Source organism: Pseudomonas sp. FG1 (genome assembly GCF_034313875.1).
GTDB lineage: Bacteria > Pseudomonadota > Gammaproteobacteria > Pseudomonadales > Pseudomonadaceae > Aquipseudomonas > Aquipseudomonas veronii.
Genome location: NZ_JAVIWP010000001.1, coordinates 813,766 through 831,252, shown reverse-complemented (window position 1 = coordinate 831,252; position 17,487 = coordinate 813,766). Strand labels below are relative to the sequence as shown.

Genomic DNA, 17,487 nt, shown 5'->3' with positions numbered 1-17,487 from the left:
CAGTTAAATGTGGGAGGGGGCTTGCCCCCGATAGGGCCATCAGCTACGCAGCGTAATCACCGGCCAGCCACGTTTTTCAGCCTCAGCCCGCAGATTCGGGTCCGGGTCTACCGCGATCGGATACGTCACCTGCTCCAACAGCGACAAGTCATTCATCGAATCGCTGTAGAAGTAGCTGCCTTCCAGGCTGTGCCCGGTTTCTTCCAGCCAGCGGTTCAGGCGCGTCACCTTGCCTTCGCGAAAGCACGGTACATCCGTACTGCGCCCGGTGTAGCGGCCGTCTTCCATCTCGCATTCGGTGGCGATCAGGGCGTCCACGCCCAGGCGTGCGGCAATTGGCGCGGTGACGAAGCGGTTGGTCGCGGTGATGATCACCAGCTTGTCGCCAGCGGCGCGGTGCTTGGCCAGCAGTTCAAATGCCTGCGGCAGCATGATCGGCTCGATGCAGTCGCGCATGTAGTCGTTGTGCCATGCCTCGAGTTGGGCCATTTCGGTGCGGCCGAGGATTTCCAGGCAAAAATTCAGGTAGGCCGCGTTATCCAGCTGGCCGGCCAGGTAGTCCTGATAGAATTCGTCGTTGCGTGCCTTGTAGGTCACCGGGTCGAGAAATCCGCGTTCACAGAGGTAATCGCCCCAGGCGTGATCGCTGTCACCCCCCAGAAGCGTGTTGTCCAAGTCGAATAAAGCCAGGCGCATTACAGTTACCCGCTGAAAAGTCTGTAAAAAGGCGTCCAGAATACGGTCTTTTCACAAGACTGCACATAAGCTAAGAAGCCTCGTTGCCGCTGGAACAACCTTTGTGGAACAATGCGACGACATGCGTTTGCGAGGTTGTTGCCGTGATCGACCCCGATGGTTTCCGTCCTAATGTCGGGATTATTCTTACGAATGATTCCGGACAGGTCCTATGGGCTCGCCGAATCAACCAAGATGCCTGGCAGTTTCCTCAAGGTGGGATCAACCCTGACGAAACCCCTGAAGACGCCTTGTACCGCGAGTTGAACGAAGAAGTCGGCCTTGAGCGCGAAGATGTGCAAATTTTGGCCTGTACCCGTGGCTGGTTGCGTTATCGTTTGCCGCAACGCCTGGTGCGTACCCACAGCCAACCGCTGTGTATCGGCCAGAAGCAGAAATGGTTTCTCCTGCGCCTGATCTCCAACGAGCAGCGGGTGCGGATGGATTTGACCGGTAAACCGGAGTTCGATGGCTGGCGTTGGGTCAGTTATTGGTATCCGTTGGGCCAGGTGGTGACATTCAAGCGCGAGGTTTATCGTCGCGCTCTCAAAGAGCTTGCCCCGCGCCTTTTAACGCGCGACTGACGACGGAGTTCGACCCCGAGCCATGCTCAATACGCTGCGCAAGATCGTCCAGGAAGTTAACTCCGCCAAGGATCTCAAGGCGGCGTTGGGGATTATTGTGTTGCGCGTCAAGGAAGCCATGGGCAGCCAGGTCTGCTCGGTTTACCTGCTGGACCCCGAGACCAACCGTTTTGTGCTGATGGCGACCGAGGGCTTGAACAAGCGCTCCATCGGCAAGGTCAGCATGGCGCCCAATGAAGGTCTGGTGGGCTTGGTAGGGACGCGTGAAGAACCCCTGAACCTTGAAAACGCGGCTGATCACCCGCGTTATCGCTACTTTGCCGAAACCGGTGAAGAGCGCTACGCCTCGTTCCTCGGCGCGCCGATCATTCACCACCGCCGCGTTGTCGGCGTGTTGGTCATCCAGCAGAAAGAGCGCCGCCAGTTCGACGAAGGCGAAGAAGCCTTCCTCGTGACTATGAGCGCGCAATTGGCCGGGGTGATCGCCCACGCCGAAGCCACCGGCTCGATTCGCGGCCTGGGGCGCCAGGGCAAGGGCATCCAGGAAGCCAAATTCGTCGGCGTACCGGGCTCGCCAGGTGCGGCCGTCGGTACGGCCGTGGTCATGTTGCCGCCGGCCGACCTCGATGTGGTGCCGGACAAGACCGTCAGCGACATCGACGCCGAAATCAAACTGTTCAAGACCGCCCTGGAAGGCGTGCGCGCCGACATGCGCAACCTGTCGAACAAGCTCGCCACCCAACTGCGCCCCGAAGAGCGAGCGCTGTTCGAGGTGTACCAGATGATGCTGGATGACGCGTCGCTGGGCAGCGAAGTCAAAAACGTGATCAAGACCGGCCAGTGGGCCCAGGGCGCGCTGCGCCAGGTGGTCTCCGATCACGTCAACCGTTTCGAATTGATGGACGACGCCTACCTGCGCGAGCGCGCCTCGGATGTGCGCGACCTCGGTCGCCGTCTGCTCGCTTACTTGCAGGAAGACCGTTCCACCAACCTGGTCTACCCCGACAACACCATCCTGATCAGTGAAGAACTGACCGCCACCATGCTCGGCGAAGTGCCGGAAGGCAAACTGGTGGGCCTGATCTCGGTGCTCGGTTCGGGCAACTCCCACGTCGCGATCCTGGCCCGGGCCATGGGCATTCCGACGGTGATGGGCCTGGTGGACCTGCCGTACTCCAAGGTCGACGGCATCGAAATGATCGTCGACGGCAACCGTGGCGAGGTGTTCACCAACCCCAGCGAAGTGATGCGCAAGCAGTACGCCGAGGTGGTGGAAGAGGAACGCCAGCTGTCCCAGGGCCTCGACGCCTTGCGCGAACTGCCCTGCGTGACCCTCGACGGGCATCGCGTGCCGCTGCTGGTCAACACCGGCCTGCTCGCCGATGTGGCCCGCGCGCAACAACGCGGCGCCGAAGGGGTGGGGCTGTACCGCACCGAAGTGCCGTTCATGATCAACCAGCGCTTTCCGAGCGAGAAGGAGCAACTGGCGATTTATCGCGAGCAACTGTCCGCCTTCCATCCGTTGCCGGTGACGATGCGCAGCCTGGACATTGGCGGCGATAAGTCACTGTCGTATTTCCCGATCAAGGAAGACAACCCCTTCCTCGGCTGGCGCGGGATTCGCGTCACCCTCGACCACCCGGAAATTTTCCTCGTACAAACCCGCGCCATGCTCAAGGCCAGCGAAGGCCTGAACAACCTGCGCATCCTGCTGCCGATGATCTCCGGCACCCATGAGCTGGAAGAAGCCCTGCACCTGATCCACCGCGCCTGGGGCGAGGTGCGCGACGAAGGCGCCGACGTACCGATGCCGCCGATCGGCGTGATGATCGAAATTCCGGCGGCGGTGTACCAGGCCAAGGAACTGGCGCGGCAGGTGGACTTCCTGTCGGTGGGCTCCAACGACCTGACCCAATACCTGCTGGCCGTGGACCGCAACAACCCACGGGTGGCCGACCTCTACGACTACCTGCACCCGGCGGTGCTGCAAGCGCTGCAACATGTGGTGCGCGACGCCCATGCCGAAGGCAAGCCGGTGAGCATCTGCGGGGAAATGGCCGGCGATCCGGCGGCAGCGGTGCTGTTGATGGCGATGGGCTTTGACAGCCTGTCGATGAACGCCACCAACTTGCCGAAGGTGAAGTGGCTGCTGCGCCAGGTCAACCTGAGCATGGCCAAGGAACTGCTGGCCGAGCTGATGACCATCGACAACCCGCAAGTTATCCACAGCTCGCTGCAACTGGCGCTGAAGAACCTGGGGTTGACGCGGATGATCAACCCGGCCTCTGCCAAAACCCTCTAAAACCTGGCGCCGATCAAAAATGTGGGAGGGGCGGTGCGACGATTCGACTTGCCCCCGATTACGGAGTGTCAGTCAGCACACGAGCTTGCTCGCGAAAAACCTGAGGGTACTGCGTGCATTCAGGGGGGCGCGCGTCATCGTTGACGTTTTTCGCGAGCAAGCTCGCTCCTACAGGTTGAGTTCGACTTCGCCGAGCCGCCCACCGTGCGGCCCAAAACTGCGCTCCACCATCTGCCGCGTGCCGTCCGCATTCACAATCAGCGCTGTACTCGCCCGTGTCCCATAACTGGGGCTGGCGATAAATACGCTTGATAGCAAACTCTCGGTCGCCAAGCCCACGCCGGTGTCCGGCAAGTCGGCAAACGGCGCGGTCTGTGGGTCGCTCAAGATATCCAGCAAGGTTTCCGGCTGCGGGTTCTCCAGTACCTCGCCCAGCGCCGCCTTGGCCTTGAGCAATTTCGGCCATGGCGTGTCGAGCCCTGCATTGGAAAGGCCGTACACCCCGGCGGGCAGCTGCGTAGGCACGCTGTCGCGGGCGTTGTAATGCCACAGCTCCTCCCGCGTGGCCACCAGCAGGTTGAACCCGGCATATTCAATCGAACGGCCGTTGATCTCCGCCAAATACTGCTCAAGCGGTAGCGAACCGCTGAGAAACCGCGCCACCAGTTCCCCACGCGACTTGCGGGCTGGCGGTTGATGCGGGTCGCGGATATTGGTCAGGGCGGCAAACCGTCCGTCGGCGTTCACCCCCAGCCAGGTGCCGCCCGCTTCCTGGTCGCGGCCGGCATAGACGGCAGGCGCATCCGGCCACTGGGCCAGCGGCAGGCTGGGGCGGGCGTAGAACTCGTCACGGTTGGCCGCGACGATCAGCGGTTGGGCATGGCCCGGCCGCCAGGCGAAAACAATCAGGCACATCAGGCGATCCCCCTTTGTGTGTTTGGCCACTCTACCTACACTGGCGCGGGCGTTCCATCGTATCCAGTTGGGTCGCATGCCTTCCATCCGTTAACATGCCGGACTTGGTTTGGGGGCTCCCATGGAATTTCTGCTGTATTTACTGCTGGGCGCCTGTGCCGGGGTGCTCGCCGGGCTGTTTGGCGTGGGCGGCGGGATCATTATCGTGCCGGTGCTGGTGTTCAGCTTCACCTTGCAGGGCTTCGACCCGCAGGTGCTGACCCACCTGGCCGTGGGCACGTCCCTGGCGACGATCATCTTCACCTCGATCAATGCCGTGCGTGAGCACCATCGACGGGGCGCAGTGCGCTGGCCGATCTTTGTGTGGATGACCGTGGGCATCCTGATCGGCGCCGGTTTTGGCGCGCTGACCGCCGAGGCGATTTCCGGCCCCCACTTGCAGAAGATCATCGGCGTGTTCGCGCTGATCATCGCCGTGCAGTTGGCCCTGGAGGTCAAGCCCAAGGCCAGTCGAACGGTGCCGGGCAAGCTCGGTCTGACCCTGGCGGGCACGGTGATCGGCTGGGCCTCGGCGATTTTCGGGATTGGCGGCGGTTCGCTGACCGTGCCGTTTTTGACCTGGCGCAGCGTGCCGATGCAGCAAGCGGTGGCCACTTCGTCGGCCTGCGGGCTGCCGATTGCGCTGGCCAGTGCATTAAGTTTCATGATTCTGGGCTGGCATGACCCGCTGCTGCCCGCTCATAGTCTAGGGTTCGTGTATTTGCCGGCGCTGCTGGGCATTGCCCTGACCAGCATGGTGTTTGCCCGCTTCGGCGCGCGCCTGGCGCACCGTTTGTCGCCGCGCTTGCTCAAACGCCTGTTTGCCGGGCTGCTGTTTTGCGTGGGTTTGAATTTCTTGCTGTAACGCAGCCTTAATCGCGCCCGGGCATGGTCCCGGTCGCCATAACGAATGATTTAACGAGGAGTCGCAATGCTGCCTTACCCGCAGATCGACCCGGTGGCCCTGGCCATCGGTCCGCTGAAAATCCATTGGTACGGGTTGATGTACCTGATCGGCATCGGCGGCGCCTGGTTTATGGCGTCCCGGCGTCTGAACCGTTTCGACCCGACGTGGACCAAGGAAAAACTCTCCGACCTGATTTTCTGGTTGTCGATGGGGGTCATCGTCGGCGGACGCCTGGGGTATGTGCTGTTTTACGACTTGCCCGCCTACATCGCCAACCCGACGCTGATCTTCGAGGTATGGAAGGGCGGCATGGCCTTCCACGGTGGGTTTATCGGCGTGATGCTCGCCGCCTGGTGGTTTGGCCGCCGCAACGGCAAGTCATTCTTCCAACTGATGGACTTCGTTGCGCCGTTCGTGCCGATCGGCCTGGGCGCCGGGCGTATCGGTAACTTTATCAATGCCGAACTGTGGGGCAAGCCGACCGACGTGCCGTGGGCCATGGTGTTCCCGCCGTTCAGCGACCCGGCGCAATTGCCGCGCCATCCGTCGCAGCTGTACCAGTTCGCCCTGGAAGGTGTGGCACTGTTCCTCATTCTGTACATTTTCTCGCGCAAGCCACGGCCGACCATGGCTGTGTCGGGTATGTTCGCGTTGTTCTACGGCATCTTCCGTTTTGTCGTCGAGTTCGTGCGCGTCCCGGATGCGCAACTGGGCTACCTGGCGTTCGGTTGGGTGACCATGGGCCAGATCCTCAGTCTGCCGATGATCATCGTCGGCCTGGGCCTGCTGTGGTGGGCGTACAACCGTCCGCAACCGTTGAAGAACACCGCGCTTTGAATTCGAATGCCGAGGCCTGCGAGGTCTCGGCTGCACCGATACGGGTAATGACATGAAGCAATATCTCGAACTACTGAACGACGTCGTGACCAATGGCCTGACCAAGGGCGACCGCACCGGCACCGGCACCAAGGCTGTGTTTGCCCGTCAGTATCGGCATAACTTGGCCGACGGCTTCCCGCTGCTGACCACCAAGAAGCTTCACTTCAAAAGCATCGCCAACGAATTGATCTGGATGTTGAGCGGCAACACCAACATCAAGTGGCTGAACGAGAACGGCGTGCGTATCTGGGATGAATGGGCCACCGAAGACGGTGATCTGGGCCCGGTGTACGGCGAGCAGTGGACCGCCTGGCCGACCAAGGACGGCGGCACGATCAATCAGATCGACTACATGGTCGAGACGCTGAAGACCAACCCCAACAGCCGCCGCATCCTGTTCCACGGCTGGAACGTCGAGTACCTGCCGGACGAGACCAAGAGCCCCCAGGAAAATGCGCGCAACGGCAAGCAGGCCCTGCCGCCGTGCCACCTGCTGTACCAGGCGTTCGTGCATGACGGCCATCTGTCGATGCAGTTGTATATCCGCAGCTCCGACGTATTCCTCGGCCTGCCGTACAACACCGCCGCGCTGGCGCTGCTGACCCACATGCTGGCCCAGCAGTGCGACCTGATCCCCCACGAGATCATCGTCACCACCGGCGACACCCACGCCTACAGCAACCACATGGAACAGATCCAGACCCAACTGGCGCGCACGCCGAAGAAGCTGCCGGAATTGGTGATCAAGCGTAAGCCTGCGTCGATCTATGACTACAAGTTCGAAGACTTCGAAATCGTCGGTTACGACGCCGACCCAAGCATCAAGGCCGACGTCGCCATCTAAAGGCTGCCTCAGTCTAAAGGTGTGGGCTTGTGTGGGAGGGAGCAAGCCCCCTCCCACACTTTGATTCGGTTACCAGGCTGAATTAATGCCCATGGCTTCTGCCCACATGCGAAGGCTCGGCCTCGCTGGCGGCGACACTGCCGCTGACCTCCAGCCGCTGCAATATCCCGCACTGATCCAGCTCCGGCCCGCTGCCACAGCGCTGGCGCAGGTCGATCAGCTGTTCCTGCAATGCCAACAGGCCGTCGATCCGCGCTTTGACATGGTGGATATGCTCGTCGATCAGCGCATTCACGTTTTCGCATTGGTCCTGCGGGCTGTCTCGTAAGCCCAGCAGGCTGCGGATTTCTTCCAGAGTCATGTCCAGGCTGCGGCAGTTGCGGATAAACACCAACCGCTCGGTGTGCGCCTGGGTGTACACGCGGTAGTTGGCCTCGGTGCGTGCCGGTGGTGGCAGCAAGCCTTCCTTCTCGTAATAACGGATGGTTTCCACCGGGCAGTCGGTTAGCTTGGCCAATTCGCCGATCTTCATCGCAGCAATCTCCAAATGGGTGCTTGACCCTATAGTGGCTACAGGGTCTTTACTTGGCAACAGGCACCTTACGGACGCGACCAGATGAGCGACTCCCATCACACCCCGCACACGCACGATCACGCGCATGACCACGCTCATGCGCCGAAAAAACTGACGCCGGTGCATGACCACGGCCACGCCGGTTCCTGCTGCTCCGGCACGCCAGCCCCGGCGTTGGTGCAACTGAGCGCCGCGCCCAGCGCCGATTCGCGCCTGAGCACCTTCCGCATCGAAGCCATGGACTGCCCCACCGAGCAGACCCTGATCCAGAACAAACTGGGCAAGCTTGCCGGTGTGCAGCAGCTGGAATTCAACCTGATCAACCGCATCCTCGGCGTCACCCATGACCTGCCGAGCACCGCGCCGATCATCGACGCCATCAAGTCCCTGGGCATGCAGGCCGATCCGATCGAAGAGGGCACCCCGGCTGCCGCACCGCCGGCGAAGAAACACTGGTGGCCGTTGGCGTTGTCCGGCGTCGGCGCCCTGGCCGCCGAAGTGATCCACTTCACCAACGCGGCCCCGACCTGGGTGATCGCCCTGGTGGCACTGGTCTCGATCCTCAGCGGCGGCCTGACCACCTATAAAAAGGGCTGGATCGCCCTGAAAAACCTCAACCTGAACATCAACGCGCTGATGAGCATCGCCGTGACCGGCGCGATCCTGATCGGGCAATGGCCGGAAGCGGCGATGGTGATGTTCCTGTTCACCGTGGCCGAATTGATCGAAGCCAAGTCCCTCGACCGCGCGCGCAATGCCATCAGCGGCTTGATGCAGATGACCCCGGAACGGGCCACAGTGCGCCAGGCCGACGGCAGTTGGGCCGAACGGGAAGTGAACAGTGTGGAATTGGGCGCCATCGTGCGGGTTCGCCCCGGCGAGCGCATCGGCCTGGACGGCGAAGTCACCGCCGGCCAGTCGACCATCGACCAGGCGCCGATCACCGGCGAAAGCCTGCCGATTGAAAAAACCGTGGGCGATAAAGTCTTCGCCGGCACCATCAACCAGGCCGGTTCCCTGGAATACGCAGTCACGGCGGCCGCCAGCAACTCGACCCTGGCGCGGATCATCCACGCCGTGGAACAGGCTCAGGGCGCCCGCGCGCCGACCCAGCGTTTTGTCGACCGTTTTGCGAAGATCTACACCCCGGCGGTGTTCCTGTTTGCCCTGGGCGTGGCGCTGATCCCGCCGCTGTTCATGGCTGGCGTCTGGTTCGACTGGATCTACCGCGCCCTGGTGTTGCTGGTGGTCGCATGCCCGTGCGCCTTGGTGATCTCCACCCCGGTGACCATCGTCAGTGGCCTGGCCGCAGCGGCGCGCAAAGGCATCCTGATCAAGGGCGGCGTGTACCTGGAGGGCGGTTACAAGCTCGACTACCTGGCCCTCGACAAGACCGGCACCATCACCCACGGCAAACCGGTGCAAACCGACTACCTGGCCCTGTTCCCGAATGTCGAAGACAGTGCGCCGGCGTTGGCCGCTGCCCTCGCCGGGCGTTCCGACCACCCGGTATCGCTGGCCATCGCCAACGCGGCTGTGGATAAAAACCTGCCGCGCCATGCTGTGGATAACTTCACTGCCCTGACCGGTCGCGGTGTGCGCGGTGATATCAACGGCGCAACCTACCACCTGGGCAACCACCGCCTGGTGGAAGAACTCGGCCTGTGCTCGCCCGCGCTGGAAGACAAACTCTTCGCCCTGGAGAAACAAGGCAAATCCGTGGTGCTGCTGCTCGACAAATCCGGCCCGCTGGCGCTGTTCGCCGTGGCCGACACGGTCAAGGACAGCAGCCGCGAAGCGATCCAGCAGTTGCACGAGCTGGGCATCAAAACCCTGATGCTCACCGGCGATAACACCCACACTGCCCAGGCGATTGCGGCCCAGGTCGGCATCGACCAGGCCCAGGGCGACCTGTTGCCCACCGACAAACTGCTAGCCATTGAAGCCCTTTACGGCCAAGGCCGGCGCGTGGGCATGGTCGGCGACGGCATCAACGACGCCCCGGCGTTGGCCCGCGCCGAGATCGGTTTTGCCATGGCCGCGGCAGGCACCGACACTGCCATCGAAACTGCCGACGTGGCCTTGATGGACGATGATTTGCGCAAGATTCCGGCTTTCATTCGGTTGTCGCGGCAAACCTCGAGTATCCTCAAGCAGAACATCGCCCTGGCGCTGGTGATCAAGGCGGTCTTCCTTGCGGTCACCTTCCTGGGCATGGCCACCATGTGGATGGCGGTGTTTGCCGACATGGGCGTAAGCCTGCTGGTGGTGTTCAATGGCCTGCGCCTGCTGCGCAAATAGATGATGTGAGGGTGGTGTGCTGAGTGCCGAGTTGAAGGCGTTTTTTATGGTCGCCCGCCTGGGCAGCATTACCCAGGCGGCGAAAAAACTCGGCTTGAGCCAGCCCACCGTCACCACGCAGATCCGCAACCTGGAAAGCCAGTACGGCGTCGAGCTGTTCTATCGCGGGGGCCGCCGCCTGACGGTCAGCGACGAAGGCGCGCGCCTGCTGCCGATGGTCAAGACGCTGTTGCAACAGGAAGCGGATATCGAGTTTTTCCTGCGTAACAGTGGCCAGGTCCAGGGCGCATTGCGGATTGCCGCGACGGCGCCGTATTACATCCTCGACCTGGTCAAAGCCTTCCGCGAGCGTTTGCCCCAGGTGGAAGTGTCGGTGGAAATCGGCAACTCCCAACAGGTGCTCGAAGCCCTGGATGATTACCGCGTCGACGTCGCCGCGTCCTCGCAACTGCTGGAAGACCCGCGTCTGATTCGCCGTGTGCTGGGCACCGATCCGCTGGTGCTGGCGGTGCATCGCAACCACCCGTTGGCGACGCTCGATCATGTGCCGTTGACCGCGCTGGCCGGGCATACGCTGTTGATGCGTGAAGCCGGCTCCACCACGCGACGCCTGACGGAACAGCTGCTGCAGGGCGCCGGCGTGAGTTACGGGCCGCTGCTGGAAATCGGCAGCCGCGAGTCGATTCGTGAAGCGGTGCTGCGCAATATCGGCATCAGCATCATCGCCCGCCAGGAAGTGCCCCACGACCCGCAGTTGCGGGTGCTGACCATCGAGAACGCGCCGCAGATCGTTGAGTACCTCTACTGCCTCAAGGAAAGAAAAGGCGCTCGCCTGCCAGCTGCTTTTCTCGGGTTGGCGCAGGAAATGTCGCCGATCTGAAATACGGTGGTGGTCTTGAGGGCCCTATCGGGGGCAAGCCCCCTCCCACACTTGACCGAGTTCCAACATGAGAATGCGGTCAACATGTGAGAGGGGGCTTGCCCCCGATTGGCCCTCAAGGCCACCCCTTCTGGATAAACCCTACCCAAATCCACCAATACCACTATCGCCACGTTTTGCCTTTCTGCCACATCAGGGACGCATTGCCTGCCTAGCATGGCCCTCATCTGTTTGATGAGGTGCCTCCATGAACACAGCCCTGACCCAACCCGGCGCGCCAATGAAGGTGCGCGGTATCCAGAAACGCTTCGGCGCCTTTACCGCGCTGGACAACGTGTCCCTGGACGTCGCCGCCGGCGAGCTGGTGTGCCTGCTGGGCCCGTCCGGTTGCGGCAAGACCACGCTGCTGCGCTGCATCGCCGGCCTCGAGCGCCAGGACAGTGGGGAGCTTTACCTGGGGGAGCGGGATGTTTCCCTGCTGCCGCCGCAGGCGCGGGACTACGGCATTTTGTTCCAGTCCTACGCGTTGTTCCCCAACCTCAGCGTTGAAGCGAATATCGGCTACGGCCTCACCGGCAGCGGTCGCGATGAAGTGCGCAAGCGTGTCGGTCAGATGCTCGAACTGGTCGGCCTGCTCGGCAGCGAAAAGAAATACCCCGGCCAACTCTCCGGCGGCCAGCAACAACGGGTCGCCCTGGCCCGCGCCTTGGCGCCGGCACCCTCGCTGTTGCTGCTCGATGAACCGATGTCGGCCCTCGACGCCCGCGTCCGTGAGCACCTGTGTACCGAACTGCGCCTACTGCAACGGCGCCTGGGCGTCACCACGCTGATGGTCACCCACAATCAGGACGAAGCCATGTTGATGGCCGACCGCATTGCCGTGATGAACAACGGTAAGGTCGAGCAATACGCCACGCCCCAAGAGATTTACGACCACCCGGCCACACCGTTCGTGGCGGAGTTCGTCGGCCAGGGCAATTGGCTGCCGTTCAGCCGCAGCAGCGCGAGCCATGCGCAGGTCGGCGGGATGCACATGCGCCTCGCCGATGATGCTGGCGCGGCCACCTCCGGGCGCCTGTTCTGCCGCCCGGAGGCGATCAGCGTCAACCCGCTGGTGCATGAAGAGAACCTGTTTGCGGCCAAGGTCCGCGAGATCACCTTCCTCGGCAACCGTTGCCGCATGAGCTTTGAACTGGCGCAACTGCCCGGTCATCCGCTGCTGGCCGAACTGGCTCCGGAAGCCATGCCGCGCCTGGGGGCCCAGGACATCTGGGTCGCGTTGCCGCCGCGCAGCCTGCAGGTGTTTGCCTGACATGGGTGCGCTGATGACGCTGCCCATTGCACGCCGGGTGTCCCGCGCCGAGTTGGGCGACCGCCTTTTCGTGCTGGGCGGCAAATGGCTATGGCTGTGCCTGCTGGGCATCGCGGTGTTGTTGCCGCTGCTGGCGATCTTCTGGCGCGGCTTCAGCAGCGAAGCCGGGCAGGGCGGCGGGCTGGTGGCGGCGCGGGAACTGGTCAGCAGCGCCAACTTCCACTGGCTGCTTGGGAATAGCCTGAAAGTCTCCCTCAGCGTGGCGGTCATTGTCGTACCGCTGGCGTATCTGTTTGCCTACGCGCTGCAACGCACACTGATCCCGGCCAAGGCGCTCTGGCGCGGGCTATCGCTGCTGCCCTTGATGGCGCCGTCGATGCTGCCGGGGATCGCGCTGGTCTATCTGTTCGGCAACCAGGGCCTGCTGCGCGGTTTGTTGTCGGAGAATATCTACGGCTTCTGGGGCATTGTCCTCGGTGAGGTGATCTACACCTTCCCACACGCCTTGATGATCCTGTTGTCGGCGCTTTCCCTGGCGGATGCGCGCTTGTTCGATGCCGCCTCGAGCATGGGCGCCAGCCCGGCCCGGGCATTTCGCAGCATCACTTGGCCGGCCACGCGCCAGGCGGTGTTCGCCGCGTTTTGCCTGGTGTTCACCCTGACCATCACTGACTTTGGCGTACCGGTGGTGGTCGGCGGCGATTATCAGGTATTGGCGCTGGAAGCCTACAAGGCCGTGGTCGGCCAGCAACAGTTCGGGCGCGGGGCGTTGATCGGCATGGTGTTGCTGCTGCCGGCGCTGTTCAGCTTTGGCGTCGATACCTGGCTGCGTCGGCGTCAGGGCGATGCCATGGGCGGCCGTGCCCAAGTGTTCCAGCCGGCCCCGTCGCGGCGGCGCGATGCCTGTTACCTGGCCATCGTGCTGCTGATCTGCGCGGTGTTGCTGCTGGTGTTCGGCATGGCGGTGTACTCGTCGCTGGTGAAGTTCTGGCCCTACAACCTGTCGCTGTCGCTCAACCACTACCAGTTCGAAGACACAGCCGGCGGCGGCTGGCTGGCGTACCGCAACAGCCTGACCCTGGCGCTGTGTACGGCGTTGATCGGCAGCGTGCTGATCTTCACCGGCGCGTACCTGATGGAAAAGACCCAGAGCCAGAAAGGCCTCAACCTGGCGCTGCGCATGCTCAGCTTCGTGCCGATGGCCGTGCCGGGCCTGGTGCTGGGCCTGGGCTACGTCTTCTTCTTCAACCTCAGCGGCAACCCGCTGCATGTGTTCTACGGCACCATGACGCTGCTGGTGGTGTGTACCATCGCTCATTATTTGACCACCGCGCAGATGACCGCCACCACCGCGCTGCGCCAGTTGGACGCGGAGTTCGAAGCCGCCGCGTTGTCGCTCAAGGCGCCGCTGTACCGCCACTACCTGCGCGTCACCGTGCCGATCTGCCTGCCGGCGCTGCTGGACATCGTGCGCTACCTGTTTGTGTCGGCGATGACCACTGTCTCGGCGGCGATCTTCCTCTACAGCCCCGACACCATCCTCGCCGCCGTCGCCGTGTTGAACATGGACGACGCCGGCAATGTGGGCGGCGCGGCGGCCATGTCCACTTTGATTCTGTTCACTTCGGCCGGCGTCTCGCTGCTGCTGGCGTGGGCCTCACGTGGCGCGTTGCGCCGCTCCCAAGCCTGGCGCCAGACCGCGCCGGGCCAATAACCCTGAAGGAGGTATGCCATGTTCAAGCCCCTCGCGTTGGTCGCTGCCGTACTCACTGCATTCAGCCTGAATGCCTTCGCCAAGACTGAATTGACCGTGTACACGGCCCTCGAAGCCGAGCAATTGAAGACCTATAAACAGGCCTTCGAGCAGGCCAACCCCGACATCGAAATCAAATGGGTGCGTGACTCCACCGGCATCATCACCGCCAAGCTGCTCGCGGAAAAAGACCGTCCGCAAGCCGATGTGGTCTGGGGCCTGGCCGCGTCGAGCCTGGCGATCCTCGACCAGCAAGGCATGCTCGAAAGTTACGCGCCCAAGGGCCTGGACAAGATCGGCAAACACTACCGTGACGCCGCCAACCCGCCTGCGTGGGTCGGCATGGACGTCTGGGCCGCGACGATCTGCTTCAACACCGTCGAAGCCGAGAAGCAGGGCCTGAGCAAACCGGTGAGCTGGCAAGACCTGACCAAGCCTGAGTACAAGGGCAAGATCGTGATGCCCAACCCGGCGTCCTCGGGCACCGGTTTCCTGGATGTGAGCGCCTGGCTGCAGACCTTCGGCGAGAAGCAGGGCTGGCAGTACATGGACGACCTGCACCAGAACATCGGCCAGTACGTCCACTCCGGTTCCAAGCCGTGCAAGCTGGCGGCTTCGGGTGAATTCCCGATCGGTATTTCCTTCGAATACCCGGCCGTGCAGTTGAAGCGCCAGGGCGCGCCGCTGGACATCATCCTGCCAAAAGAAGGCCTGGGCTGGGACATCGAAGCGACGGCGGTGATCAAAGGCAGCGCCCACGCCGACGCGGCGAAGAAACTCGCCGACTTCTCCGCCAGCACCGCGGCGATGGACCTGTACAAGGACAACTTCGCCGTGCTCGCCCAGCCGGGCATCGCCAAGCCGCAGACCGAATTGCCGGCGGACTACGAGCAGCGGCTGATCAAGAACGACTTCACCTGGGCCTCGAAAAACCGCGACAGCATTCTGACTGAATGGCGCAAGCGCTATGACGGTAAGTCGGAGAAGGTAGCGGGTCAGTAAATACTCCGTTTGGGCTGATGGCCTCTTCGGGGGCAAGCCCCCTCCCACATGTTGACCGCATTCTCATGTTGGAACTCGGTCAAGTGTGGGAGGGGGCTTGCCCCCGATAGCGGTCTTGAAAACAGGACATCACTAAATGACACACCACAGCGACCTGCTGATCATCGGCGCCGGCATCCTCGGCCTGTCCCACGCCTACGCGGCAGCCAAGCGCGGGCTCAAGGTCAAGGTGTTCGAGCGCAGCGCCACGCCGTTGGGCGCCTCGGTGCGCAACTTCGGCCAGGCCCTGGTCACCGGCCAACCGCCAGGCCCGATGCTCGACCTGGCGCGGCAAAGCCGCGATATCTGGGGCGAATGGGCGCGGCTGGCCGGCTTGCAGCTCAAGCGCAACGGCTCGTATCTGTTCGCCCGCAGCGAAGCCGAAGAACATCTGCTGGAAGCCTTCTGCGCCGGCCGCGCCCAGGCGTATGGCTATAACGTCGAACTGCTGCAGGGCGCGGCGTTGCGGGATCTGTACGGCGGCCAATTCCGTCATCACCGCGCAGCGTTGCACGGCAAGGACGATCAGCAGCTGTATTCGCGCGAGGCGATCCCGGCGCTGATCGATTACCTGCGCGAGGAACTGCAGGTGGAGTTTCACTTTTCGACCCTGGTGCGCGACGTCGAGCCGGGCCAGTTGCACAGCACGGCGGGCAGTTTTCGTGGCGCGCAGATCGTGGTCTGCTCGGGCCACGACTACCAAACCCTGCTGGCCGAAGCGATTGCCGAACTCGACCCGCATATCTGCCGCCTGCAAATGCTGCGCGCGCGGCCGGCGGTCAACCTGAACCTGCAACACGCCTTGCTCACCGGCCTCAGTTGCGTGCATTACGGCGCGTTTGCCGACCTGCCGGAAGCGGCGGCGGTGCAGGCGCAGATCCTGCGCGAGGCACCGTACCTGCATGAGCACGGGATTCACTTGCTGATCAGCCCGACGCCCCATGGCGAACTGATCATCGGCGACTCCCACGACTACGGCCGCGATGCGTCGCCGTTCAACGCCGAGCAGGTCGATGACTGGATGCTCGAACTGGCCGAGCAGACCCTGGGTTGCAAGGTCCAGGTGGTCGAGCGTTGGCAGGGCGTCTACGGCGCACGTGGGCGGGTGCCGTTCTCGTTCCTGCGCGTGGCGCCCGGCGTCAGCGCCGCGTTGATGCATACCGGCGTGGGCATGAGCGTGGGGCCGGCGCTGGGCGAGCGTAATATCAGCGCACTGTGGGGGGCGGCATGATGAATCCGCAGCAGGTGATTGCCGAGGTTTTCGGCCTGTACGAGCAACACGGCACGGCGGATTACATCGGCGAGGCGGTGTCGCAGCTCGAACACATGTCCCAGGCCGCGCAGTGGGCCATGGCCGAAGGCTTCGACGATGAAGTGGTGCTGGCCGCGTTTTTCCACGATATCGGCCATCTCTGCGGCCAGGGCGGTGCGAACATGGGCGGCTATGGCGTGGTCAGCCATGAGCGGCTGGGCGCCGATTACCTGCGCCGCGTCGGTTTCAGCGAGCGCCTGGCGCGGCTGGTGGAATATCACGTCGAGGCCAAGCGCTACCTGACCTTCAGCCAGCCGGACTACTACGCCCGGTTGAGCGAAGCCAGCCGCCGCACGCTGGCGTATCAAGGCGGGGCAATGACGCCTGACGAAGCGCGGGCGTTCGAGCAAGACCCGCTCTACGCCATCAGCCTGCGTCTGCGCCACTGGGACGAACAGGCCAAGCAAGCGCAGGTGCCGGTGCTCGATCTGCAGGTACTCAAGGCCAAGGCCGCGCGGCTACTGGTTGCGTAGATTGGCCTTACGCCAAACGCAGATGCGCCGCCTAGAGCCCCTGAGGTCGGATCACTAAGGTGGCTTGCTTCTTCAATCCAAGGAGCAACGCTGATGCGCTACTTAAAAGTGACGGCCCAGGACATGAGCGGCAACGGTCGGGCGGACACAGTCATCCTGCACTTCTATAAGCAGCAGGCTGGCTGCCCCGATGAACTGATCCACGAGATCTTCGCCGTGGACATGAGCGCGGACGGCCGGGTCGACCTGCAATGGGCGGACGACCTCAACCCCGTCACCCGTCCCTGTCGGCTGGAAAAACAGCGGGTGGACACTTTCGCCGACTGCTTTTTGAAGTTGAACTGGTTCAATCGGCGCAGCCACTGGCAGCGCACGTTGACGCTGTACGTCGATCATTACGCCAAGGCCGGCACGCCCAACGCGGTCAAGCTGGAATTCCAAGAGCGCACGGCGCCGCAGTGCAAGGGCTCGCTGATCTACAAGGCCGCCGCCTATGACGGCGATGGCGACGGGGTGCTGGAATCGTTTACCAACAGTGACATCGACCGCGACGGTATTGCGGACAAGGCCGATAAAGAGCTGATCCGCACGTTGTGTACGACCTTTCTGGGCTTTGAGTGGTACGCGCGTCAATAA

Annotated in this window: 16 protein-coding genes; 13 read left to right on the top strand and 3 right to left on the bottom strand. The window is 62.8% G+C overall.

All coding sequences use genetic code 11. The features are described from left to right. Positions 1 to 39: 39 nt before the first annotated feature. Positions 40 to 696 (bottom strand): HAD family hydrolase, encoded by a 657-nt coding sequence (locus RGV59_RS03925; RefSeq protein WP_017845058.1) that lies wholly within the window; start codon positions 694 to 696, stop codon positions 40 to 42. Between the two features lie 143 nt (positions 697 to 839). On the opposite strand from RGV59_RS03925, the gene RGV59_RS03920 reads away from it, so the two are divergent. Next, entirely contained in the window at positions 840 to 1,319 is a 480-nt protein-coding gene (locus RGV59_RS03920) for an RNA pyrophosphohydrolase (protein ID WP_026139795.1), read from the top strand. A gap of 22 nt (positions 1,320 to 1,341) precedes the next feature. Beyond that, positions 1,342 to 3,621: a phosphoenolpyruvate--protein phosphotransferase gene (gene ptsP, locus RGV59_RS03915; protein WP_017845056.1), complete on the top strand. Its 2,280-nt coding sequence runs from the start codon at positions 1,342 to 1,344 to the stop codon at positions 3,619 to 3,621. Positions 3,622 to 3,789: 168 nt separating this feature from the next. Here the strand turns inward: ptsP and RGV59_RS03910 are convergent, their stop codons facing one another. Further along, complete coding sequence (locus RGV59_RS03910; protein WP_322246898.1) at positions 3,790 to 4,536, bottom strand: NRDE family protein; 747 nt, start codon at positions 4,534 to 4,536, stop codon at positions 3,790 to 3,792. 121 nt (positions 4,537 to 4,657) lie between these two features. Here RGV59_RS03910 and RGV59_RS03905 point away from each other — a divergent pair, with 121 nt between their 5' ends. The 3 genes from RGV59_RS03905 (at position 4,658) to RGV59_RS03895 (ending at position 7,205) form a co-directional block, all read left to right on the top strand. Beyond that, on the top strand, positions 4,658 to 5,440 hold the full coding sequence (locus RGV59_RS03905) for a sulfite exporter TauE/SafE family protein (protein ID WP_017845054.1): 783 nt from the start codon (positions 4,658 to 4,660) through the stop codon (positions 5,438 to 5,440). 66 nt (positions 5,441 to 5,506) lie between these two features. After that, on the top strand, positions 5,507 to 6,319 hold the full coding sequence (gene lgt / locus RGV59_RS03900; RefSeq protein ID WP_017845053.1) for a prolipoprotein diacylglyceryl transferase: 813 nt from the start codon (positions 5,507 to 5,509) through the stop codon (positions 6,317 to 6,319). A gap of 52 nt (positions 6,320 to 6,371) precedes the next feature. Continuing rightward, positions 6,372 to 7,205 carry a thymidylate synthase gene (locus tag RGV59_RS03895; RefSeq protein ID WP_017845052.1) on the top strand — a complete coding sequence of 278 codons (834 nt, stop codon included), beginning with the start codon at positions 6,372 to 6,374 and terminating at the stop codon, positions 7,203 to 7,205. Between the two features lie 82 nt (positions 7,206 to 7,287). Here the strand turns inward: RGV59_RS03895 and cadR are convergent, their stop codons facing one another. Further along, positions 7,288 to 7,737, bottom strand: a complete 450-nt coding sequence (gene cadR / locus RGV59_RS03890) for a Cd(II)/Pb(II)-responsive transcriptional regulator (protein WP_017845051.1) — start codon at positions 7,735 to 7,737, stop codon at positions 7,288 to 7,290. 84 nt (positions 7,738 to 7,821) lie between these two features. Between cadR and RGV59_RS03885 the strand changes: the two genes are divergently transcribed. The 8 genes from RGV59_RS03885 (at position 7,822) to RGV59_RS03850 (ending at position 17,487) form a co-directional block, all read left to right on the top strand. Further along, the gene (locus RGV59_RS03885; RefSeq protein WP_104904282.1) at positions 7,822 to 10,080 is read left to right on the top strand and encodes a heavy metal translocating P-type ATPase; all 2,259 of its coding nucleotides are present in this window, start codon (positions 7,822 to 7,824) and stop codon (positions 10,078 to 10,080) included. A 16-nt stretch (positions 10,081 to 10,096) separates the two neighbouring features. Continuing rightward, entirely contained in the window at positions 10,097 to 10,960 is an 864-nt protein-coding gene (locus tag RGV59_RS03880; protein WP_322246897.1) for a LysR family transcriptional regulator, read from the top strand. Positions 10,961 to 11,207: 247 nt separating this feature from the next. Continuing rightward, positions 11,208 to 12,272, top strand: coding sequence for a putative 2-aminoethylphosphonate ABC transporter ATP-binding protein (locus tag RGV59_RS03875; RefSeq protein ID WP_322246896.1), 1,065 nt, complete (start codon positions 11,208 to 11,210; stop codon positions 12,270 to 12,272). Between the two features lies 1 nt (position 12,273). Further along, the gene (locus RGV59_RS03870) at positions 12,274 to 13,986 is read left to right on the top strand and encodes a putative 2-aminoethylphosphonate ABC transporter permease subunit (RefSeq protein ID WP_275958121.1); all 1,713 of its coding nucleotides are present in this window, start codon (positions 12,274 to 12,276) and stop codon (positions 13,984 to 13,986) included. A gap of 18 nt (positions 13,987 to 14,004) precedes the next feature. Next, positions 14,005 to 15,027 carry a putative 2-aminoethylphosphonate ABC transporter substrate-binding protein gene (locus RGV59_RS03865; protein ID WP_017845046.1) on the top strand — a complete coding sequence of 341 codons (1,023 nt, stop codon included), beginning with the start codon at positions 14,005 to 14,007 and terminating at the stop codon, positions 15,025 to 15,027. A gap of 136 nt (positions 15,028 to 15,163) precedes the next feature. Then, positions 15,164 to 16,297 carry a TIGR03364 family FAD-dependent oxidoreductase gene (locus RGV59_RS03860; RefSeq protein WP_017845045.1) on the top strand — a complete coding sequence of 378 codons (1,134 nt, stop codon included), beginning with the start codon at positions 15,164 to 15,166 and terminating at the stop codon, positions 16,295 to 16,297. Then, positions 16,297 to 16,851 (top strand): phosphonate degradation HD-domain oxygenase, encoded by a 555-nt coding sequence (locus tag RGV59_RS03855; protein WP_026139794.1) that lies wholly within the window; start codon positions 16,297 to 16,299, stop codon positions 16,849 to 16,851. The genes RGV59_RS03860 and RGV59_RS03855 overlap by 1 nt, the downstream gene beginning before the upstream one ends. 93 nt (positions 16,852 to 16,944) lie before the next feature. After that, positions 16,945 to 17,487 (top strand): hypothetical protein, encoded by a 543-nt coding sequence (locus RGV59_RS03850; protein ID WP_017845043.1) that lies wholly within the window; start codon positions 16,945 to 16,947, stop codon positions 17,485 to 17,487.